The following is a 22,574-nucleotide window of genomic DNA, read 5'->3' as shown; positions in this document are numbered from 1 at the left end:
GAAATGTTTGAAACAACAGATATGCAAGAATTTATTCAGAATCAACCGGGCGAAAAGGACGCCCGCCCCAAGTATAATCCGCAGGATGGTAATGCCACTGTTTCGGGATGGGCAGCTTTTGTACTCGCTGCTGTGGTCGTCGTGATTACCTATGCTGTGCTGGACAGGCTACGGGAAATAAACAAGGTACAATCCTGGATGTACTATAGCGGCATTGTGCTTGCATTAGCTTTGGGGGCTTTACTCGGTAGTTTTTTAGTTCGGAAAATGACCCGTAAACGAATAAAGGAGCAAAAGCGGTATTACCAACTGTATGGTGCCGACTGGCTCCCGCAGGAGAAACGGGAAGCGCTACAATTGGATGCGCCCGATGGTTATCAGCATGGGGAGTGGATCGAAACCCTGGAATACTGGCCCTGTGAAGCCAGGGGGGCGGCAGTGAAGGATTTCAGGACATTTATTGTGACCAGCAAAGAAGAACGGCTGGCGGGCAATGACCAAAGTTGGGGTGTACTGTCGGCACAGTCCTATCATGAAACCATTGACCGGCTTTTTAACGGCATGCACAGTCAGCTTTTTGCCGCCGATAAGGCATTGATGCCAGTAGAGGCCAGACAAAATATGCAGCGCAGGATAGCGGCCCTCACGCAATTGCCCGAGGCTTATGTCGAGAGCTGTTGGGAACGAAAGGATAACAGACCACCACAATTGCTCTGGGGATTTGACCTAAACCGGGTCATTGAATTATCCCGGACCTCATTTATGGCCGGATTGATCAGCGAAGAAACGGCTTGGAACAATATATTAAGAACATCAGGTTATGCCCATACGTTATTTGACAGCCTGGACGATTTCTATACGAATTTCAGATTGGGCCATGCCTATTGGTGCAACGATTTTAGACTGACCAATGAAAAGCTGAAAGCGCATAAATCTTACAACGAAAGCTGCGACTGGCCAATAAAGAAAATTAGCTGGCGTAAAAATGAGGAGCCTCTGCCCGAAGTTATCCAAAATGCCTGTGAAGAATTTGTCGCCTTTGAAACACGAAAAGATCAGCATAAGGAGATCAAGGGCTTTCAGCAGGATAATAATGAGCGTTAGAACATATTGATAGTTGATCCAAACATGAGAGAAAAAACTGACAATAGTCATTGGGAATTGTTGCCCGCTGTGGGATTAGGAAAAGTGACATTTCGGATGAGCAGACTACAGGTCGCTGCCTTTGATGAATTTTTAGGCAAAGTTACCTCAGAACATAATCCCGCAGACATGAAAGATCATGTCTTGGATACGTACAACTTACTAAAAGACTTTATTACCGAAGCCGAGTTGAAAACTGTCATGGAAGCGTTAGAAGCAACAAATGCGAATGACCAGCGGGGTATTGTCTTGATGCAACATCGAATGACAACCGGATTGACATTGGAATATGAAAACGAACAATTGACCGAAATCTTTGCTGATAATAGGGCAGGGCAACTTCATTTTAAACAGATCCCGATCTTTTCCAGCAGCCCACTAAATTTGGTCAAGAAAATGGCGGAAGATCTAAATGAAAACCCAATCGTTCAGGATGATGAACTTGTATTTCCTAAAAACCATATATACCTATATTCGTTTTTGAGAAAAGATCTGACTGAAGGGAATCCTCAGAACAGAACCATGATGTGGCGAATAAAACCACGGATTTTAGGAACAGATTTATCAAACTATACAGTTTTGGAAATCATATGAAAATACGATACTACTTCTGCCTGTTGTTTTTTCTTTTCCTCTCCTGCGAAGGAACACAAACCGCCCGGAACAATATCGCGACCGGAAAAGGTGGAGACAGCAGCTTAAAATGGATAGATTATCGGCAGGGTGAGCTGCCTCCGGAGGGATATTACCGCGCATTGGACAGTACCATCAAAAAATGGGGTATCCGGTATGAACGCATTGAAGGTGGCTGCGAAATTATACCGGGCGAAAAGCAAAGGTATGAACAGCATAATGAAAAATATTTTGAGATGCTGGAAAAACAGTTTGGTCGGTACTGGCGGCAACGTTTTGATCAAGAAGTAAGACAGATCAACCAACAACCAACTTAAAGCCTTTGCCGCGGATATTGACAATCTTAATCGCGGGATCCCCTTCCAAAAACTTACGCAGTTTACTGATAAAAACATCCATGCTCCGGCTATTGAAATAACTATCATCACCCCAAACATAGTCTAGCGCTACCTTGCGGTCGAGTACAGCATCCCGATGATCAACTAATAGTTTCAGTAATTGAGCTTCTTTATAAGATAGTATCTGCTGTTTATTGCCTATACTAAGCTGTAGATTCCTGAAGCTAAAATGAAATTTGCCAATGACATATTCTTCCTTCAGGCTGCTAGGAGATTGTTTAAAGGAAGAGCACCTATTGAGGAGCGCATGCATGCGAATAATCAATTCTTCCATGCTGAATGGCTTTTTGATATAATCGTTGGCACCAACCTCAAAGCCTGTGGCCAGATCCTGAATTGTCGACTTTGCCGTCAAAAATATAATCGGAACTTCGCTGGCTAGTCCACGTACTTCTTGCGCCAAGGTAAATCCATCCTTGTAGGGCATCATCACATCAAAGATACAGATGTCAGGCCGTGCAACACAGAAGGAGGAAAACGCTTTGAGACCATCCACAGCCCAAACGACTTCAAAATCTCGGAGTTCTAAGGCTTCCTTGATCAGCTTGCCCATCATGGGTTCATCTTCGGCCAATAATACTTTTATTTTACTCATAAGGATGATAACAAACGAATTAAGATTTAACTGGAATATAAAGGACAAATGTCGTTCCCTTGTCTAATTGACTCTCCACCTGAATGGTACCGTCATGGAGCTCCACGATTTTTTTTACATAGGACAAGCCTAAGCCAAAACCTTTCGTTGCATGGACATTGCCCATGGGTACCCGAAAGAATTGATCGAATACACGGTCGAGGTAATCCCTTGGAATCCCCATGCCGTTGTCACTAAATGATAACCGGAAGCACTGTTTATCCAGGCTGACAAGGAGCTGAATAACAGGCGCCTGCCGGCTATATTTAAGGCTATTATCGAGCAGATTATAGAGAATGTTTTCCAAATGGGTCTTATCCACCTCTACAGCCGGAAAATCATCTGCGATTGTTATTGTCAACTTTCCTTTCGCTTCATCAAGTTTGGGCTTTGTCTGACGCTGAAAATCATGCAGCATCTGGCTGAGATCGGTGGACTCTTTTTCCAAAATATATGGATTATCCTGTGCTAGCCGAAGTACGGTCTCAATCATGGTCGATACACGCTTGAGTTCGGCACCGCAGATATTGAGATATTCATCCAATTTTTCAGGGTTATTCTTTATCCCAAATTTGCTCATCAACTCTACCGCGAGACTTGCTGTGGCGATAGGTGTTTTGAACTCGTGAGTCATATTTGAGATAAAATCATTCTTAATCTCGGTCATTTGCTTCTCGCGATTGAAGGAATTAATAAGGGCAAGCGCAGTATAAAATAGCATTCCCAAGATAAGTATAGAAACGAAAAGTAGCCATTTCATGCCATCTAAGCTTGTGAACAGATCCGGTTCTACGCTAATCACTGCACTGTAGGTGGGGCTGATGGTACTTCTCAACAAGAGGTAGTGAGCGACGGAATCCAATGATTGCTTTGCGCTATCTGCAAGAGTAGCAAAGGACACTTTAAATTGATTCTTCAATTGTAATTCCTCAAAATTGGTGCCTATCAATGAGTCCAGCAATAAGCCAATAGCAAGCGTATCCACGTCTTTTTGTGTGGATTCGGTATCGTTTGCATAAACCCTGACGGCCGAGCCACTAAACTGCCGAGCAACGATAGACTTTGATGGCTTCTCCGGCTTTTTTGCCAATGCTGTATCAGCCAATGCGGTACCTATTCCTTTATTGCCCTTTGAAGAAAGTTGAACGAAAGTGTCTTTGAGGCTACGCGGGGTGACTTTTACATGCTTAGGGAGTTTGCCCGTATGATTTGCCCTTAAGATCGAATCGACCAGCTTTTTCTCGACATCCTTGCCAGTTTCTGCGATATCCATCCGAAATTCATGGGTCGTCTTTTTTGAGGCGTTTGTACAAGTATCACAGCTTTTCTTCGTCGTTGAATCCTTTGTAATCTGCCGATGAATCTGAACGCCTTTCAATTCATTATTGGAGACCTGGTCAAGTATCCCCCCCATGGCACGCAGAATGGACGATTGTTCCTTGGAGAGGGAGCTATCAATACCGAAGTATGTTTTGAGACGAACGACATCTATGGCATCTTTGATGGCTCCTTGTATCATGATCTTCTCCTTTTGCTGATTGATACGAAAGGCATTGGACAGCCAAAACACCTGCATGACAATAACAGCTATCGTGCTAGCGATTAGTAAGGCAATGATAACGCGTGTTTTCCTGTGTGTAGTCATAATAAAATTCTCAGCTACAATGCTAGCTAAAATCTACGAAAAAGAGGGATCTGCTAACAGTTCATAACATTACTTAACAGTAGTTAACAATTCCGTTTCCGGTTAACAGTATTTAACAAAGCAATTGGAATGGAAGCTCGACTTGCATTCTACTTTTGATCCACTGACAATATAAAAGTAATAAAAATGAACACAACAAAGTTTTCGCTGACCGCTATTATCGGTCTTTTTCTCTTTGTCCAAGGGCTATTTGCTCAAGACAATCAAGTGAATATGTTTATTAAGTATGATTTTGAACATATCGCTGACAGCACAAAAAAGGAGGCTCCTATTACACGTTCCATGTACCTATATATCGGTAACGGAAACGCCTTCTATTCAATGGCGCCCATGGAAAAAAATAAAGAACAGGGGGCACTTCATATCAGTATGGATGCTATTGACCAGTCTGATGGATTGGTCAATCTGTACACACCTTTCGGAACGGGGGAGAGCCCTTGCCTAGTGACGATGCTCGGTCAATTGTATAAAGTGTACCCCAACAAGAACTATAAAATAGATTGGGCCATCACCGAAGAAAAGCGGGATATCGGAGGATATGGATGTATCAAAGCGATAGGGCAATTTGGTGGTCGTACCTATGAAGCCTGGTTTACCGAAGAAATCCCATTCCCGGTAGGCCCCTGGAAGCTAAATGGCTTGCCGGGTGCCATCCTTGAAGCCAAAGATTTGACCAATGAAGTTCGCTTTCGTTATGCTGGATTGGATAAGGTCGCAGACAAGATGCCCCTGATGGAGATCGACAAACTACCCGAACTTCCCTATGAAAAGTACCGCAAGGCGATGGAAAACAGTAAAGCGGACAAGCTGGGAGCGATGATGGCTCAATTACCTGCTGGTGCTACCGTAAAGTTCAAGACGCAGGACGGGCGGGAAATCTCGCAGGAACAAGCCGAGGCGTTGATGAAAGAAAGCGAGAAAAATAAACAAAAATTTCAGTTGAACAATCCTGTTGAACGTACGATCAAATAACGATTCTGATGAAAGAAATCTTTTGTAGCCTATGCTTGACCATGGTGTCCACGCTTACTTTTGCGCAGGAGAAAATTGAGGGTATTATCAGTAGCAACAAACAGGCAATACCCTATGCGACTATCGTCATTGGCTACGCCAACAGCAGCCTCCATACCGTCAGAAGCAATAGTACGGGACAGTATGTATTTAACCTGACAAAAGAAGAAATGTCCAAAGTTCAATGGATCGAGGTCAGCCATATTTCGTATGAGAAAGTCCGTAAGGACTATAAAGGCCAAAGTCCGAGAGTGGACTTTGAACTCGTTAAAAAGTCCATTCAGCTGGCAGATGTTACCGTCAAGAGTAAACCTCTGGCGGTACGGCGCGCCGGTGATACCACCCGGTATGCGGTCAACAACTTTGTTTCTGCAGAAGACAGGAACATCGGCGATGTACTGCGCCGCATGCCCGGTATAGAGGTTGACGACAACGGCGTCATCAAGCACAATGGCAAAACCGTCAGCCGGATGTACGTCGATGGGGACAATATCTTTCAGAATGGCTATGGCGTTGGCACTAGAACAATACAACCCAAAGCGGTCAAAGACGTTGAACTTGTGCAAAATCATGAACATAAAAAAGTCAAACAGGGGGTAAGCAACTCCGAAGATGTCGCATTAAATCTTGTTCTTAACGAAGATGCTAAAATGATCTGGTCAGGTGAAGCTACTGTTGGTATTGCCGCACCAATCGATGGCTTTATCAATGGGAATGCCATGAGCTTCAAAAAGAAGTACAAAACCCTCAATACACTGCAATATAATTCAATTGGTGAGCGCATTAACAATGATGTGGAATCCATCAACTCATTCAACCTGACCGAACCGATTGCAGCGGCAACGCCCTCAGTACCGACAAACAAATATTACAACAATAGATCTGTCGCCTTTAACACCAATCAATTTTATAAATGGTCCGAGGCATGGAGCTCTAGTGTGAATGGCAACCTGTGGGCCGACCGGGAGCAGCTCAGTAGCGATGGTACACAAAGATATCTTTTGGCCGATGGCAGTCAGGTCACTTATAATAATTATTATAATACGACAAAAAAACCACTTTATGGGCGTGGCAGCTTCACCTTGGAAGGCAACGATAATCGGTATTATTTGAAAAATATAATCGATTTTAAAGCCGAAAACCAAAACCATCACACCTGGTTACTCGATGATGGGGCACGCTATGACCAATGGGGGCGGGATCAGCTGAATTTTATATCCGAATCCATGGAGTATACGCCCAAATTAAAAAACAAGGATCTGATCACTTTTAATCTGGATCTGGCGAAAAAATGGCATAAAGATCGCTTGGAGGTATTTCCCGGTGTAATGGCGAATTATTTAAATGAAAATCAGCCCTATGATGCTGTTCGGCAAACTGTCTCTTTACCACAGACCAATGGTAATATACAAGTGGCCTATACACGTAATAATACACGCTTAAAACGTACTTATTTTGCCCGTTTGAATTACCTCAATAAAGAACTGAACTCGGCATTAGACTTGGTCAAAGATGGGGCTGTATTTGATAACAAAAGGTTTCCCGACAACAATCTGCGCTGGCAACAACAGCAAATGTCCGCTGGTGTGAAACTGGATTGGAAAAATAAAGACTTTATCCTTTCTGGCGCGTTTCCCTTGACCTGGAACGCATGGGATATTACAGATCGCCATGCGGGGTCAACCACAGAGACGAAGAAACTACTGTTTACGCCTTCCGTTTCCCTACAGGCTTATCTACCAAATCGAGATTATTTCCTATTGTCCCTACGTTTTAATCAGGAAAATTCGGATCTCGACCAGCTCTATCCGTACCCGATTCTGAGTAATTTCAGGGAAATAAAAAGTTTCGCTGCACCACTGTATTTCACATCAAATCAAGCGTATACATTACGTTATGCTATCGAACGACCAATCAGCTTATTTTACCTGAATGTAACAGCATCACATCTGCGGACACAAAATGATTATTTAGTCGGTCAGGATGTGACACAGCACGGCATTATCAGTAAGTTGATGCCCTATGACAATCGGACGAGCAGTAATGCGCTGACATTGGGTATGTCTAAATCCTTATTGAAAGAGGGGATTTATCTGGGGTTGAATGCAAGTGCGAATCAAAACAAATACAATCAATTTTTGAATGGTCAATTTGCTGCAGCCACTGGCACGACAATAACCGTCAGCCCAAGGCTTGAATATAAGGGCATCTCCCACACCACATTATCCTATCAGTATACCTATAGCGATTTTCGAAATCGACTAAAAAGTGAAGCGGAGCGGAGTTCCAACCAATATACATCGAATACACATAGCTTAGGAATGCTTTATGTTGTTGGCACTTACCTCTTTGTGAAGGGAACCTGGAGTTATGGCAGTTATCAAAGTAGCGGGCTTGATCCCATCGCCAATGGCTTTCTAGACGCATCTATCCGCTATAAACCTCTTAAAAGTAAACATAGCCTGGAACTCAACATCAATAATATCCTTAATAAAAAAATATATTCCAGTTACAGTTTGACTCCGAACCTGGAAAACCGCCAAACCATTCCATTACGTGGTTTCCAGTCGGTATTAAAATATAGTTTTCTTTTCTAATACGTATGAGGAAGCGTCTCCCGCTGCACTGTTTAAAAAGCGTAGTAATACAAAAAGGGCTGACTTACATTTTTTGCAAGTCAGCCTTTTGCTATTAAACTAAGCGAGATCGCCAAAAGCGGAAATTGCCAGATTAGCTATAAGTTATTTTTTAGGGATTAACCAATGAGATCAATTGTCGTGTAACTGGATAGTTGGTTGGGACAATCTGATTTTGTCCGTAAGGAACGCCATCGCGATCTATCGCATAACTAAATACCCTGGCTTTTTTCTCCTGTGTTGGATTCCAGTTATCTTGGTGGGTTCTATTCCAGAAAAAGAGCGCTATGGTACACGGATTTATTCCCTATATTGCAAAAGAAAATAATCGGCAGGAAATGCATACAAAGTTTATTGAACTAATTACACAACAAGTCACACTTTCAAGTCTGGAAAAGGATATGTGCCAACATCATCTGGAACCGGTAAAGTTTCCTAAAAACCATATCATCGAGGAGGAGGGGAAGGTGCCCGCCTATCTGTATTTCGTTGTATCGGGCTTTGTCCGCTTGTTTCATTATAACGATAAGGGGGATGAGGTAACAACCCATATCAACTGTCCACCGGGATTTATCACTTCTTTTGTAAACTTCAACAATCAAACCCGATCGGATGAAAATTTGGAGTGCATCACAGACTGTGAACTACTTCGAATCGACAAAAGGAATCTTGATCTTTTAATTGAACAATCACCTGCATTTAAAGATTTCAGTATCTATGTGTTTCAACAGTCGCTATCCTACAATGAGAAACGAGCGAAGGAACTGGCGACACTTACAGCTGAAAAACGTTATCTGAAACTGATAGCCGAGCAACCGGAATTGCTCCACAACGTACCGATGCAATATATTGCCTCTTTTCTGGGCATGAACCCCAAAAGTTTGAGCCGCATCCGTAAACGGATCATTAGGTAACATTTGTGAAGTGGTTTTAAATCGCCAGGGCAGAACTTTGCTGAAACATTTAAAATCTACACACATGTCAACTAAAAATTTAGTATTGGTGTCCGGAGCGAACGGGCATTTAGGTAATAACCTTGTCAGATTATTGATAGGAAAGGGCTTTCAAGTACGCGCATCGGTGCGGAATATCAGTCGCAGCGACAGTCTAAAAGGGCTGAATTGCGAAGTCGTTCAGGCAGACATCATGGATAAAGCCGCATTTAAAAATGTGTTACAGGGTGTCGAAACTTTCTATGCTGTGGGTGCCGCTTTTAAACTATGGGCCAAAGATCCACAAAAAGAGATCTACGAAGTGAATATGCAGGGGACGCGGAATACCATTGAAGCTGCCGCTGAAGCAGGTGTAAAAAAAATCGTTTATGTAAGCTCCATAGCTGCACTGGACTATACGTACACGCCCACCAAAGAATCCAACGGTTACAATCCGGATCGCAGGGATGCCTATTACAATTCGAAGAATGACGGGGAAAGGCTAGCGTTCAAATTGGCAAAGGAATTGGGTGTCGAATTGGTCTCCGTAATGCCCAGTGCCATGATCGGCGGTGAAGCTACTCTTCCCCTGAATGTTTCCTATGATATCTTAAGATTGATATTAACCAAACAGATTCCCGTCGACACCAATATTGCACTCAATTGGGTGGATGTCAAAGACGTCGCCGAAGGCTGTTACCTCGCCGCCACGAAAGGGAAATCGGGGGATCGTTACATACTAGCAAATGAAAAGTGTCTGCGCATCACTGATACGACCAAAATAGCGCAACAACTATACCCTGGGCTTAATCTACGTATTCCAGCCTCTGTTCCCAAGTTTATGCTCTATGGAATTGCGGGATTGATGCAGTTGTCAGCGAAGCTAAAAGGAAAGCCACCCATAATCACGACAAAAGATATTGCGATGTTCTCAGGACTTCAACAGGATTTCGATATTTCTAAGGCAAAAACGGAACTAGGATTTAACCCCAAAAGCAGCGTACAGGCAGTCACCGAAGCCCTGGCATATCTGATGGAACACAAAACTCTGCTTTAGCGCCATGCTGAGCAAAAGATGCATCATAGATCGATTTTATATGGCGTCTGAGATTATATCTTTGGCTCGAGGGTTCTTGACCAGCCATCAGAAGATTAGTGCTGCAATAGTTAATTTTTAATTTGAAGATTAAATAAGCGTTATGTATTTAATTTTATTTGATTATTTCTCAAAGAAGCTATTGTTTCAATAAATATAATTTTTTAGCTTTGGCTTAGTGTAACAGGAGTGTTACATTTATGGTTGTTAGTTTTTCATGTGGCCACGTTGTAAGCTGACTTAAATTATGATTGATTAAAAAATTAGAACGTATGGAATTAAGAAAAAAAATCCTATTTGGATTGATCATTTCCGCTTCGGCTACGCTCGTAGCTTGCAACAAAAACGCAGACAGTACAGAAGCCCCACAAGATTCTGAAGAACTGAAAGTTGTTTCAAAAGCCGACATACCAGCCGGCTTTAAAGATGCACATGTCTGTAAAGACGTCTATTTGCCTGGGGGTACAGATCCTAGAGGCGCGGTGATCAGTGCAAAAAAATGGACTAATGGCAGTGTCATCACCGTACGCTTGTACGGTGGATCGACCAAAGTACGCCAAAAAGTAATGCAATACGCCAACGAATGGTCCCAATACGCCAATATTACCTTTCGCTTTGTTACCAGTGGTAAAGCACAGTTAAGAGTTACCTTCACCGATGGTGCTGGATCTTACTCGTATATCGGTACCGACGCATTGCGCATTGCTTCTAATCAGGAAACTATGAATTTTGGCTGGTTTGATGATAACACACCAGATTCCGAATTTAGCCGGACAGTCATCCACGAATTTGGCCATGCCCTGGGTATGATCCACGAACATCAGCATCCTTTGGCGGCCATTCCATGGGATAAAGACAAGGTATATACCTATTATGCCGGATATCCAAATTATTGGAGTAAAAGTGATGTCGATAATAATCTGTTTGCAAAATATGACACGACTCAGACGCAATATAGCAGCTATGATCCGAGTTCAATCATGCATTATTCTGTCAGCAGCGCATTAACGACCAATGGTTTTAGTGTTGGCAACAATACGGTACTGTCCGCAACGGACAAGTCCTTTATTGGGCAGGTCTATCCTAAAAATTAATTATTAAGCTGATCTTTTCATACACTCCGGTATATCGGGGTGTATGATCTTTCTGGTGTATGAAAAAATATCTTGCTCTCTTCTGTTCGAGCTTGTTTGCTCTTGCTGCTCCTGCGCAGGAAAAAAAGTCTAAATTCACGATAATACCTGTTATAGGTTGGAATCAGGAAAAATTGGACTGGAATATTGCGGGTGATGAAAATGGACAAAATCCAAATATATTATCCGAACTCAAATGGCGGAAACTCAGGGGGCCTGAAATAGGAATTTCCTCAACTATAGCGTTATCCTCGGCTTTACAGGCCGAAGTTGCCTTTCGCCATTTTTGGATCAGCCAAGGTACCGTCAATGATGCTGATTATGCAAGCGATAATAGAGCTGTAAAAACTGCAGACTATGATTTCAAGGCCAATCGGGGTCATTCAAGCAATATCCGGGTTGAAATTTTTTACACGATCCGGACAACCGAAAAGTTGGCATTTGCAGCACATACCGGTTATTTTGGTCGCTATCAAACGTTATATATGCTGGATGGCGCACAACCACTTGTGGAGAGTAAGGAACTGAAAAGTACTTATAAACCCCGATGGCATGGTCTCATTTTGGGATTAAAGACTGATTATCATACTGATCACTGGAGTCTGCTGCTCGATGTCAGCGGCATCTATTTCCCCCGTTATTCCGCAAATGCCAATTGGAACCTGCAGGAGGATTTTAACCATCCCATTAGCTTTACCCATAAAGCAAAAGGTATGGGCTGGGAAGTGAACTTCCGGTTGGAGCGTCAAGTTACCAAATCAATTTTCCCATTTGTACAGATCGGTTATACAGGCCTGAGTACCAGAACAGGTACAGACCAACTGTTTAAGTCTGATGGTACCAGCACGATAAGTCAGCTGAATGCTGTTCATTCTTCGAGCCTTCGGTTGGGATTGGGTGTCCACATGAAGTTTTAGTTTAGAAAATATAGACCATACATGTCCGTATATTATTTTTGATAAAAAGAGGTTTGGTATTTGTTGTATTTGCTCAATTTTTGTATCATTGAGCATATCATAACCAATGCAGCAGCTTAACTCATTTTTACACTTTACACTATCCATATTCCTGTTTATTCTACTGGGCCAACCAGAAGCATTTAGCCAGGATAATACCTATGCATTCAAGACCTTAACATCCGATCAGGGGCTTATTCATAACCACGTGAATTGTGCGCTACGAGATAAGTATAATTACCTTTGGTTTGGTACCGAATCTGGCTTAAGTCGTTTTGACGGCCAGCAGTTTACCAATTTTCGGTATTCGGCCGGTAAAGGTAGCGGGTTGAGTGCCAATGTTATTTCAGGAATCTTCGATGGTCCTGAAGGCAATATCTGGATCAGGACCAGTAGCCAAATGAATATCTATAATCAGCGGTCTGGCAAGATCATCCAAGAGCTTGATTCCGTATTGACAAATCTGCGCTTGCCTGTAAAAGATGTCTATACGATCCGTGCATTAGATGAACACAACTTTGTGCTCTTGTACAGTGACCGTACGCTGCTACTCTATGATAGCCAAAAGAAATCTTATCGAACTGTTCCCCAATTGAGCAAGGATAGTAGAATTACTGATGTAATTGAAGGGCGGGGGCAGGCGATCTGGTTAATCTATGAAAATGGCTTGTTGGGCCTTGTCGATACAAAGTCATTGAAAAGCAGGCAAACAATCCAGCTGCCTATTGGTATTAAAAGTGTAAATTTTAATTTATTCGCCGATAACGAGGGAGACCTTTGGATTTACTCAAAGGATATTCCAATTGGTGTCTATAATCTTGAAGTGAAAAGCTGGTCGACTAGACACCTGGAAAGGGAGTTGTCTAATCCCTTTGTCGGGAATGTCACTCAGGATGACGCTGGTCTTATCTGGCTAGGGACCGATCATGGTGGCATTAATGTGTACAATAAGAAAAATCAGCGTATAGAGATTATCGATCATGATGGCTATGACTTGCGCAGTCTTCCTTACAACAGTATCACTTGTCTGTACAAAGATCACTCGGGGATTATCTGGGCTGGTACCTATAAGGGTGGCATCAGTTATTATCATCCCAACCTGTTGTTGTTTCCCTTAGTAAAAAACCATTCCGGCTTGCCCAAATCGCTTCCATATGATGATGTCAATAAGTTTGTCGAAGACAAAAAGGGCAACCTCTGGATCGGCACCAATGGTGGCGGACTGTTGTATTACGACAGTACAAAAAAGACCTTTACACAGTATCTCCATGATCCTGGCGATCCAAATAGTTTAAGCAGCAATGTGATTGTTTCACTACTTTTGGATGCGGAGGGCTTATTATGGATCGGGACTTATAGGGGAGGAATGTGCCGTTTTGATGGTAAAAATTTTAAGGTTTTCCATCGGGATGCTGGTCCAGGAAAACTAAACGATGATAGTGTATGGGAAATCTACACAGATAGCTTTAATCGTTTCTGGGTAGGTACACTCAGCACCGGACTATATCAATTTGATAAGAAAACAGAACACTTTTCCAAGACCTACAATACCGGAGGTGAAACTATTAAAAATAGTTATATCTCCGTAATCTTTGAGGATTCGAAAAAAAGACTGTGGATCGGTACCGCGACTGGGTTAGTGGTATTGAACCCTGATGGGAAGGTTAAAAATATCACGAGCAGCAGTTCGCCAATCAAGCTCCTGAACGATCTGATCTATGATGTGAAGGAGGATAAAAAAGGACGCATCTGGGTGGCTACACAAGAGGGACTGCACATAATCGCAGGCGACAAAATAAGCTATCTGACCGAGCAAGATGGACTCGGCGATGATGCAATCCTGGCTTTATTGACCGATTACCAAGGTAATATTTGGGCTTCCAGCAATAAAGGTTTATCCAAGATTGTGGAAACGGGGTCGCCAGAGAAATTTATTATCCGCAATTTTACACAAGAATTAGGCCTGCAGGGCAATGTTTTCAATGAGAATGCGGCCTTAACATTACGGGATGGTCGATTAGTTTTTGGCGGACCAAAGGGTTTTAATTTTATTGATCCTGCAAAAATTAGGGCGGAGCATACACTGGTATTACCAGTGCTCTCCAATCTATATCTTTTCAACAAACAAATTGCCGTAGGCGAGGAATTCTCTGGTCGTGTGATTTACGATCAATCTCTTCAAAACCTAAAAGAACTGAATTTGTCCTATAACCTTAACGCTCTTTCCGTCGAACTATCAACTTTCGATTACCTGCAGCAACATATGGGTTTCTATCAATATCAACTGCTGGGACTAAGTGATGAATGGTTTGACTTTGAACCGGGGACAATGCGGGCCAGTTTTACCAATCTGGACTCCCGAAAGTATCGTTTATACATCAGGCAGGCCATCGGTTCCAATAATTGGTCCGAACGGGTGCTGCTGCTGACGATTGATATCCAGCCGCCTTTTTGGCGCTCAAACTGGGCTTTTGTGCTTTATGCTACAGTAGTATTAACCCTTCTTTGGGCATTTTATTATTGGACAAAGCTACGGGTTAAGACACGTAACCAACTTTATTTGGCGAAAGAGCAGGCCTTGCAGGCTAAAGAACTGGATGCCATGAAAACGCGTTTCTTTACCAATATCAGCCATGAATTCCGTACACCAATCAGTTTGATTCTGACACCGGCTCAGCAATTGCTGGACGAAGAACAGGATGCCAGCAAAAAGACTGATCTTACCCTCATAAAGAAAAATGCAGATCGTCTGCTTAAATTGGTGAATCAGCTGCTGGACTTCCGAAAGCTAGAAAAAAGTGAACTGGAGCGGAATGAGGAGTACGGTGATCTAATGGAATTTATACGCCAACAACTCAGTTCATTCGTTGGACTGGCGCAACTTAATCAGATCCGTTTTCAGGTACATATTGCACCAGAGGGACAAGCCGGATGGTTTGACAAGCATAAGCTGGAAAGCATTCTCCATAATCTGGTCTCCAACGCGATCAAATTTAGCCCAACGGCTGGTGAGGTCGTCTGTAGAGTAGAGCTGACAGCTGGTGAAAAAGGACAAGTACTTCATATTGAAATTCAGAATTCAGGTGCACCAATTCCCGAATCACTGCAGTCCCGTGTTTTTGAACGCTATTTTCAGCTAGAAGTGCCCAATGGGAAATTAAACCAGGGAACAGGCATTGGCCTGTCTATCGTGAAAGATTATATCGAATTTCTTGGTGGTAACATCGAGCTAACAAGTAATCCAGAATGGACAACATTCACAGTGAATTTACCTATACAACATAGTGAGATGATTATTGAGCCGCAGAAAAACGGCCACTCAGATAAACCCTGTATTCTGGTGGTCGAGGATGATGTTGATTTCTTGCTTTACTTAGAGCGCACGCTGCAGACGGACTATATCATATTTACCTCGGCTACTGTAGCCGAAGCGAAAGCATGCCTGTTGAAGCAAAAGGTCGATCTGGTGGTGACCGACTTGAACTTACCCGTTGAAAGTGGGCTGGATCTCTGCGTTCATATCAAAAAACAGGCAAAGCTGACGTATATTCCGGTCCTTATTGTAACAGCGGTGGTCAACCAGCAGCTCGCCGTCGAAGCACTACAGGCAGGTGCAAGTGATTACATCAACAAACCTTTCCATATCGGTTTACTGCGTTCCAAAATCGCGCAGATCCTCAGCCAACAACAAAACCTGGTAAAACGATATAAAAAACAGATTCAGGTGAATCTGTCACAGCCGGAGATCGAATCCGCGGATGAGCAGTTTATACGGGCACTGGTCAGGGAAATCGAGCAGGACCTCAGCGACTCCACGCTCTCAGTGGAACTACTGGCAAAACGCCTGCACATCACCCGAGTTGGACTCTATAAAAAAGTACTCGCCATTACCGGCTATTCGCCCATGGAATATATCCGGCATATCAGGCTGAAACGGGCCATGCATCTCGTCCAGAATTCCAAATTATCCATGGCAGAAATTGCTTATGAAGTGGGATTTGGCAATCCAAAGCAATTCAGCAAATATTTTAAATCCGCCTTTGGCAACCTACCTTCTTTTTACCGTAAGAAGCTTTAAGTCATTTAATTAGCTATCAACCCATCTAATCACTGCCTGCTGCATGTTAACAAATTACACCCTAAAAGTTAACAAATCATAGCCTTAAGACAACCGGTTGCACCATATCTTTGATTTGTTCTTTCGTTTGGGAAGGACATCAATAACCAAGGGAATACAGTAACCAATAAATCTTATTTTAATGCGCAACATAACGTATGCTTTAAACGGTTTGATGCTCTTTGCAATCGTGCATCAGGGATTCGCACAAACTCACAAAGCTCAGCTTGAAAAAATGGCCACTGGCATAAGGGTCAGTTTCAAAAACTCCGAAACATCAATAGACCAGGACATCTATCTGGACGCCATCACGGATAAGATCGTACGGGTAACGGTAGTTCCTAGCGGAGCTGTCTTACCGAAACTGCAGAGCTTGGTCATCGTAGACTCATTGCATCGGCAGCTGAAATCACTGACCATAGGATCAAACGATTCTACTGCCACGATACTGACAGCCGATCTGCGGGCTATGGTTTCATTGCAGACTGGTAAGGTGGAGTTTTATGACTTAAAGGGCCGTCCCATTCTGAAAGAGGCAAAGCGAAATTCCAGTTCCTTTACTGCCAGTAGCCACAATGGGGATGCTTTTTATCACCTCAACCAGGACTTTATTGTCAGTCCTGAAGAGGGTATATATGGTCTTGGGCAGCATCAGAACGCTGTCATGAACTACAACCGTGGAAAACAGGTCACCCTCCTGCAGTATAATACTGAAATCGGAATTCCATTTTTGCTTTCAACCAACAACTATGGCTTGCTCTGGCATAACTATTCCATCACCAAAGCGGGTGATGTACGTCCTTTATTGCCGCTGAATGCATTGAAACTTTCATCTAAGGAGGGGCAAGAGGGCTGGCTGACGGCGACCTACATGAATCGAAATAACGATAAGGTATACCTTTCACGACCGGAGTCGATCATTGATTATGGTTATTTAACGGATCAGCACAAGTTTCCCAAAGATGTGAAGCTTGCGGATAGTAAGGTCGTTTATGAGGGTACCTTGGCTTCACCCTATACGGGCAAGCACGTGCTGCACTTCAAATACTCGGGCTATATGAAGGTGTGGATCGATGGCGATCTTGTCGCTGACCGCTGGCGGCAGTCCTGGAATGCCGGTACTTTTGAGCTTGAAAAGATCCTGGAAAAAGACCAGGCGCACCAGATACGGATGGAGTGGATCCCGGATGGGAGTGAGTCATACTTTACCTTAAATTGGCAGAGCCCAATTCCTGCAGTGCGGCAGAACCTCTTTTCCTTCAATTCCGAAGCCGGGGATGCAATTGATTATTATTTTGTCCATGGCACATCCATGGACGATGTGATCGGTGGTTATCGGCATTTGTCTGGCAAAGCGCCGATTATGCCGATCTGGAGTTTTGGTTTTTGGCAGAGCCGCGAGCGTTATAAAACGCAAGCTGAAATCGAGCAGACAGCCGCGGAATTTCGCAAGCGGAAGATTCCGATTGACAACATTGTGCAGGACTGGTCTTATTGGTCAGAAAATGACTGGGGAAGCCAACAATTTGATCCTAATCGCTTTCCTGATCCGAAGGCGATGGTGAAGAAATTGCATGATCAAAATTTGAAGATCATGATCTCCGCCTGGCCAAAGATCAATGAAGAATCCACTGTATACGCCGAGTTTAAAACCAACAAGTGGATTTACCCACGGAATATTTACGATGGTCGCAAAGATTGGATCGGCAAGGGCTATACCTCAACATTTTATGACCCCTTTAACCAGGGCGCAAGGGATGCCTTCTGGAAGCTATTGGACAACAACTTGTTTAAAATAGGCATCGATGCCTGGTGGATGGACGCCAGTGAACCGGATATTCATTCGAATATTGATCTAGATGAACGTAAAGCAGTTTTCCAACCCAGCATCGGCTCTTCAGTGCGCTACTATAATGCCTTCCCACTGCAAAATGCAAAAGGTATTTACGAAGGCCAGCGGGCAACAGATCCAAATAAACGAGTTTTTATCCTGACGCGTTCATTTTTTGCCGGTCAGCAGCGCTATGCGGCGGCGGCCTGGAGCGGGGACATCGCATCCCGATGGCATGATATGAAAGACCAGATTGCTGGCGGAATAAATTTCTCCATGTCGGGTACACCGTATTGGACAATGGATGCTGGCGGATTCCTGGTCGAAAACAGGTTCCATAAACCTAATACGCCGGATCTGGAAGAATGGCGCGAGCTCAATAGCCGCTGGTACCAGTATGGTACATTCTTACCACTATTCCGCGCGCATGGCCAATTCCCTTACCGTGAGCCTTATCACATTGCACCCGAGGAACACCCGGCTTATAAGAGTATGCTCTATTCAATCAATTTGCGCTATAAATTGCTGTCCTATAACTACAGTCTGGCAGCAAAGACCTTTTTCGAGGATTATTCCATGATCCGAGGGTTGGCCATGGATTTTCCGATGGATAAAGCAGGATTTGATCCTAATGACCAGTATCTCTGGGGACCTGCATTATTAATCAACCCGGTTACCGAGAAAGGTGCAACAAGCCGGAAAGTACATTTTCCAATGGGTGCCGACTGGTACGATCTATACGATGGCAAAAAAGTAAGCGGTGGCCTGGACCTGCTGGTCAATGCACCCTATGATCGTATTCCCGTGTATGCAAAAGCTGGTGCCATCGTTCCGATAGGTCAGCAGCTGCAATACACAACGGAGAAAAAGCAAGCTGTCCTGGATCTATATGTCTATGCCGGAGCCGATGGTCAGTTTTCACTCTACGAAGATGAAGGCAATAATTATAATTACGAAAAGGGAAAATACAGTCGCATTGATATCCGCTATGATCACAGCACAAGCACCTTATCATTGGCTGATCGCACAGGTGATTTTGAGGGTATGTTGCGCGACAGAAAATTCAATATCATTTTTGTCAATGACAAAAATACTGTGGGTATCGACAGCAGCACAAGAAAGTCAACGGCAGTCGCTTATAACGGAAAAGCCTTACAGGTGAAATTAAAATAATGTAAAAACCAATTTATAAATCAAATCATATGATAAGCAAACAATTGTTGAGCAGGGGCGTGGCCGTGGTGGTCATGACCGGCATGACCTCGCTGGTCTGGGCACAGTCCTTTACAGGATCGGTTGTTTCCGCTGATTCAGGCTTGCCGATCGGGGGAGCAAGTATTAAAATAAAGAATCAGCAGATCTCAACAAGCACGGATGAGTCGGGTAAGTTCTCATTGCAGGCCGCAAAAGGAAACGTGCTAACGATATCTTACGTGGGCTATAAAACGCAGGAGATTACTGTTACTGGAGTGAACAGCGTCATCCGCCTGCAACCCATCACTTCGGATCTGGAAGAAGTGGTGGTCATCGGTTACGGTGTGCAGAAGAAAAAGCTCAATACTGGTGCAAACTTGAAAGTCGAAGGCGAGGAATTGCAAAAAAGAAATCAGCTGAACCCCTTACAGTCACTTCAAGGGCAAGCACCGGGTGTTTCAATTACATCCACTTCCGGTCAGCCCGGAGCGGATATGAAAGTGGTCGTCCGTGGATTGGGAACGATTGGTAATTCAGGACCGCTATACGTCATTGATGGTGTGCCGGGCGGCGATATTTCGGTATTGAACGCAGCAGATATCCAATCTATCGATGTGCTCAAAGACGCCGCCTCGGCAGCAATATACGGTTCGCAGGCTGCCAATGGGGTCGTGTTGGTAACCACCAAGATGGGGGCCGCCGGTAAAAGCCAGCTGTCCTTTGACGGCTATACCGGTATCCAGAATGTATCACGTAAGGCGAAATTACTGGATGCCCATCAGTATAAAACAATTATGAATGAGCAATCCCTCAATTCGGGGGCTTCGACAATCAATTTTGATGGCATGCAAGGACTGGCCAACACCAGCTGGCTGGATTATATGTTCAAGGACAATGCGAAAATGGACAATTATAATGTAGCTCTGACCGGTGGTACCGAAAAATCCACCTATGCGCTGTCGATGAACTACATCAGTCAGGAGGGGATCGTCGGTGGTAAAGACGTATCCAATTATCAGCGTTATGGTTTCCGGACAAATTCGGAACATAAACTGTTTGACAATTTTGTCAAAATCGGGCAGCACCTCAATTTCAATTACATTAAAAACCGGGGCATCGGTGTGGGCAACCAATACAATAATACTTTACGGGGTGCTTTCACCACTTCACCGCTGTCACCGGTCTATTCGGACAACGGACTGTATGGCAGCCCCTTCAATGATACCTCCAACTCACCGTGGTACAATGGAGATAGCAATCCGTATGGTGTGATGATGACCAATTCGAATAACAGCAACGATGGGCAGAAGTTACTCGCGGATGTCTTTGCAGAGATCGAACCGATCAAGGGACTGAAAATACGCTCCTTATTGGGCTTTAACTATTATGCATCGGAATACCGGAGCTTTACGCCCTTGTACCGTTTTTCCATTTACACCTACAATCAGGACCATACCACCACTTCCCAGAATATGAGCAAGGGGCATACATTGACCTGGACAAATACCGCTTCCTATGATTTTGATATCCAAACGGATCACCGCTTTTCGGCCATGATCGGAATGGAGTCGCTACGATATCAGGGAACGTACCTTTCGGGCTCAAACTGGAACCTGCTTTCGCAGTTCAACGATTTTGCACATGCCTATCTGGACAACACGACCGGACAGGCGCATCTGGATGAGAAAGGAAATGTGGTGGAGACCCGCACCGTATCGGGAAAACCGGAAAACGTCACACGTCGGGTTTCGTATTTCGGCCGCTTGGGCTACAACTACAAAGAAAAGTACCTGCTGAATGCTACCTTGCGTGCCGATGCTTCATCCAAATTTTCACGCGCCAACCGCTGGGGGTATTTCCCATCAGTATCAGCGGGCTGGGTGGTCTCTTCGGAAGATTTCTTTCAGGAGAACCTGGAGGGAATAAACTTTTTTAAACTCCGGGCATCCTGGGGGCAGGTGGGCAATCAGGACATTGCTGATTTCCAGTACGCCGCACCAATCAGCACCTCAACGGGAATCACCTCGTCCAATCCCGGAGCCCATTATGTGTTCGGCACCAGCAACAACAATATCTCTGGCGCCTATCCGAGTCGCCTGTCCAATCCCAACTTAACCTGGGAAACCTCCGAACAGACAAATATCGGATTTGATGCCAAGCTTGTACAAAACCGGCTGGACTTAGCGGCCGACTTTTATGTCAAAAAGACCAAAGACTGGCTGGTGACGGCGCCGGTGCTAGCGACTACAGGAACGCTGCCACCCTTTATCAATGGTGGCGATGTGAAAAATACCGGAGTCGAACTCGGACTCAATTGGTCGGATAAGGTAAACGAATTCAAGTACCGTTTTGGTGTCAATGGGGCATATAACAAAAATAAAGTTGGTCAGATCCCAACCGAAGACGGTATTATCCATGGTCAAACAGCGATGTTATACGACAATTCAGAGGAATTTTACCGCGCGGCAAATGGCCTGCCTATTGGTTATTTCTGGGGCTATAAGAGCGATGGTCTTTTCCAGAACCAGACCGAAATTGATGCCTGGAAAAATGCCGGAAAGGGCATTCTTCAAGCGGACGTCAAACCCGGTGATGTAAAATATGTGGATCAGAATAGTGACGGGATCATCAATGCCGCGGACAAGACCAATCTAGGGGTAGGTATGCCTAATTTTACCTATGGATTTAACATTGGACTAGATTACAAAGGATTTGATTTCTCGGTCAATGCTTACGGTTCTTTGGGCAATAAGATCGTGCAGTCTTACCGAAATCATACCAATAAACAGGCGAACTATACCTCCCGGATCCTAGACCGTTGGACGGGCGAAGGTACTTCCAATTCCATCCCGCGCGTGACTGAAACAAATGTCAACTGGCAGTTTTCGGACTTATACATTCAGGATGGCGATTTCCTACGGATCAGCAATGTAACCCTGGGTTATGACCTTTCAAAACTGATCGGGTGGAAATACGCCAATCAGATCCGTTTCTATCTGCAGGGCCAGAATCTCTTCACTTTTACCAAATACGACGGCATGGATCCGGAAATCGGTTATGGTACGGACGGTTGGGTATCGGGCATTGACCTGGGCTATTACCCTAGACCACGGACTGTATTATTTGGTTTAAATGTTAAATTCTAAAATTGAGAA

At 44.0% G+C, this 22,574-nt stretch carries 14 protein-coding genes; 12 read left to right on the top strand and 2 right to left on the bottom strand.

The genetic code is table 11. The annotated features are described in order from the left end of the window. The first annotated feature begins 3 nt into the window (after positions 1 to 3). Genes OGI71_RS05585 through OGI71_RS05575 form a run of 3 tightly spaced genes read left to right on the top strand, consistent with a single transcriptional unit; the run spans position 4 to position 2,093 of the window. Positions 4 to 1,104, top strand: coding sequence for a DUF1266 domain-containing protein (locus tag OGI71_RS05585; RefSeq protein ID WP_282254381.1), 1,101 nt, complete (start codon positions 4 to 6; stop codon positions 1,102 to 1,104). Between the two features lie 24 nt (positions 1,105 to 1,128). Then, positions 1,129 to 1,737 carry a hypothetical protein gene (locus OGI71_RS05580; RefSeq protein WP_282254380.1) on the top strand — a complete coding sequence of 203 codons (609 nt, stop codon included), beginning with the start codon at positions 1,129 to 1,131 and terminating at the stop codon, positions 1,735 to 1,737. Further along, positions 1,734 to 2,093, top strand: coding sequence for a hypothetical protein (locus tag OGI71_RS05575; protein WP_282254379.1), 360 nt, complete (start codon positions 1,734 to 1,736; stop codon positions 2,091 to 2,093). Before OGI71_RS05580 ends, OGI71_RS05575 begins: the two co-directional genes overlap by 4 nt. On the opposite strand, the gene OGI71_RS05570 is transcribed toward OGI71_RS05575, so the two are convergent. Together OGI71_RS05570 and OGI71_RS05565 are read right to left on the bottom strand one after the other, a co-directional pair. Continuing rightward, on the bottom strand, positions 2,074 to 2,769 hold the full coding sequence (locus OGI71_RS05570; protein WP_282254378.1) for a response regulator transcription factor: 696 nt from the start codon (positions 2,767 to 2,769) through the stop codon (positions 2,074 to 2,076). The genes OGI71_RS05575 and OGI71_RS05570 overlap by 20 nt on opposite strands. A 19-nt stretch (positions 2,770 to 2,788) precedes the next feature. Then, positions 2,789 to 4,453 carry a HAMP domain-containing sensor histidine kinase gene (locus OGI71_RS05565; protein WP_282254377.1) on the bottom strand — a complete coding sequence of 555 codons (1,665 nt, stop codon included), beginning with the start codon at positions 4,451 to 4,453 and terminating at the stop codon, positions 2,789 to 2,791. A 186-nt stretch (positions 4,454 to 4,639) separates the two neighbouring features. Between OGI71_RS05565 and OGI71_RS05560 the strand changes: the two genes are divergently transcribed. The 9 genes from OGI71_RS05560 (at position 4,640) to OGI71_RS05520 (ending at position 22,565) form a co-directional block, all read left to right on the top strand. After that, positions 4,640 to 5,485: a GLPGLI family protein gene (locus OGI71_RS05560; RefSeq protein WP_282254376.1), complete on the top strand. Its 846-nt coding sequence runs from the start codon at positions 4,640 to 4,642 to the stop codon at positions 5,483 to 5,485. A gap of 8 nt (positions 5,486 to 5,493) precedes the next feature. Then, on the top strand, positions 5,494 to 8,121 hold the full coding sequence (locus OGI71_RS05555) for a hypothetical protein (RefSeq protein WP_282254374.1): 2,628 nt from the start codon (positions 5,494 to 5,496) through the stop codon (positions 8,119 to 8,121). Between the two features lie 326 nt (positions 8,122 to 8,447). Then, the gene (locus tag OGI71_RS05550; protein WP_282254373.1) at positions 8,448 to 9,074 is read left to right on the top strand and encodes a Crp/Fnr family transcriptional regulator; all 627 of its coding nucleotides are present in this window, start codon (positions 8,448 to 8,450) and stop codon (positions 9,072 to 9,074) included. A gap of 64 nt (positions 9,075 to 9,138) precedes the next feature. Beyond that, the gene (locus tag OGI71_RS05545) at positions 9,139 to 10,149 is read left to right on the top strand and encodes an NAD-dependent epimerase/dehydratase family protein (RefSeq protein ID WP_282254372.1); all 1,011 of its coding nucleotides are present in this window, start codon (positions 9,139 to 9,141) and stop codon (positions 10,147 to 10,149) included. Between the two features lie 311 nt (positions 10,150 to 10,460). Beyond that, on the top strand, positions 10,461 to 11,282 hold the full coding sequence (locus OGI71_RS05540; protein ID WP_282254371.1) for a M12 family metallopeptidase: 822 nt from the start codon (positions 10,461 to 10,463) through the stop codon (positions 11,280 to 11,282). A gap of 59 nt (positions 11,283 to 11,341) precedes the next feature. Next, complete coding sequence (locus OGI71_RS05535) at positions 11,342 to 12,238, top strand: hypothetical protein (RefSeq protein WP_282254370.1); 897 nt, start codon at positions 11,342 to 11,344, stop codon at positions 12,236 to 12,238. A gap of 106 nt (positions 12,239 to 12,344) precedes the next feature. After that, positions 12,345 to 16,355, top strand: coding sequence for a hybrid sensor histidine kinase/response regulator transcription factor (locus tag OGI71_RS05530; RefSeq protein ID WP_282254369.1), 4,011 nt, complete (start codon positions 12,345 to 12,347; stop codon positions 16,353 to 16,355). A gap of 181 nt (positions 16,356 to 16,536) precedes the next feature. Then, positions 16,537 to 19,398 (top strand): TIM-barrel domain-containing protein, encoded by a 2,862-nt coding sequence (locus tag OGI71_RS05525; RefSeq protein ID WP_282254368.1) that lies wholly within the window; start codon positions 16,537 to 16,539, stop codon positions 19,396 to 19,398. 29 nt (positions 19,399 to 19,427) lie between these two features. Beyond that, a complete protein-coding gene (locus OGI71_RS05520) occupies positions 19,428 to 22,565 on the top strand; it encodes a TonB-dependent receptor (RefSeq protein ID WP_282254367.1) in 3,138 nt (1,045 codons plus the stop codon). Positions 22,566 to 22,574 lie beyond the last annotated feature (9 nt).

It is taken from the genome of Sphingobacterium sp. ML3W (assembly GCF_029542085.1).
GTDB lineage: Bacteria > Bacteroidota > Bacteroidia > Sphingobacteriales > Sphingobacteriaceae > Sphingobacterium.
This window is presented reverse-complemented; position numbering and strand designations above follow the sequence as displayed.

What these genes read in the sequence shown, in the direction of transcription:
- OGI71_RS05565 (WP_282254377.1), bottom strand. Translation starts at nt 4,453, where the DNA reads ATGACTACACACAGGAAAACACGCGTTATCATTGCCTTACTAATCGCT.
- OGI71_RS05575 (WP_282254379.1), top strand. Translation starts at nt 1,734, where the DNA reads ATGAAAATACGATACTACTTCTGCCTGTTGTTTTTTCTTTTCCTCTCC.
- OGI71_RS05580 (WP_282254380.1), top strand. Translation starts at nt 1,129, where the DNA reads ATGAGAGAAAAAACTGACAATAGTCATTGGGAATTGTTGCCCGCTGTG.
- OGI71_RS05560 (WP_282254376.1), top strand. Translation starts at nt 4,640, where the DNA reads ATGAACACAACAAAGTTTTCGCTGACCGCTATTATCGGTCTTTTTCTC.
- OGI71_RS05525 (WP_282254368.1), top strand. Translation starts at nt 16,537, where the DNA reads ATGCGCAACATAACGTATGCTTTAAACGGTTTGATGCTCTTTGCAATC.
- OGI71_RS05585 (WP_282254381.1), top strand. Translation starts at nt 4, where the DNA reads ATGTTTGAAACAACAGATATGCAAGAATTTATTCAGAATCAACCGGGC.
- OGI71_RS05535 (WP_282254370.1), top strand. Translation starts at nt 11,342, where the DNA reads ATGAAAAAATATCTTGCTCTCTTCTGTTCGAGCTTGTTTGCTCTTGCT.
- OGI71_RS05520 (WP_282254367.1), top strand. Translation starts at nt 19,428, where the DNA reads ATGATAAGCAAACAATTGTTGAGCAGGGGCGTGGCCGTGGTGGTCATG.
- OGI71_RS05550 (WP_282254373.1), top strand. Translation starts at nt 8,448, where the DNA reads ATGGTACACGGATTTATTCCCTATATTGCAAAAGAAAATAATCGGCAG.
- OGI71_RS05545 (WP_282254372.1), top strand. Translation starts at nt 9,139, where the DNA reads ATGTCAACTAAAAATTTAGTATTGGTGTCCGGAGCGAACGGGCATTTA.
- OGI71_RS05530 (WP_282254369.1), top strand. Translation starts at nt 12,345, where the DNA reads ATGCAGCAGCTTAACTCATTTTTACACTTTACACTATCCATATTCCTG.
- OGI71_RS05570 (WP_282254378.1), bottom strand. Translation starts at nt 2,769, where the DNA reads ATGAGTAAAATAAAAGTATTATTGGCCGAAGATGAACCCATGATGGGC.
- OGI71_RS05555 (WP_282254374.1), top strand. Translation starts at nt 5,494, where the DNA reads ATGAAAGAAATCTTTTGTAGCCTATGCTTGACCATGGTGTCCACGCTT.
- OGI71_RS05540 (WP_282254371.1), top strand. Translation starts at nt 10,461, where the DNA reads ATGGAATTAAGAAAAAAAATCCTATTTGGATTGATCATTTCCGCTTCG.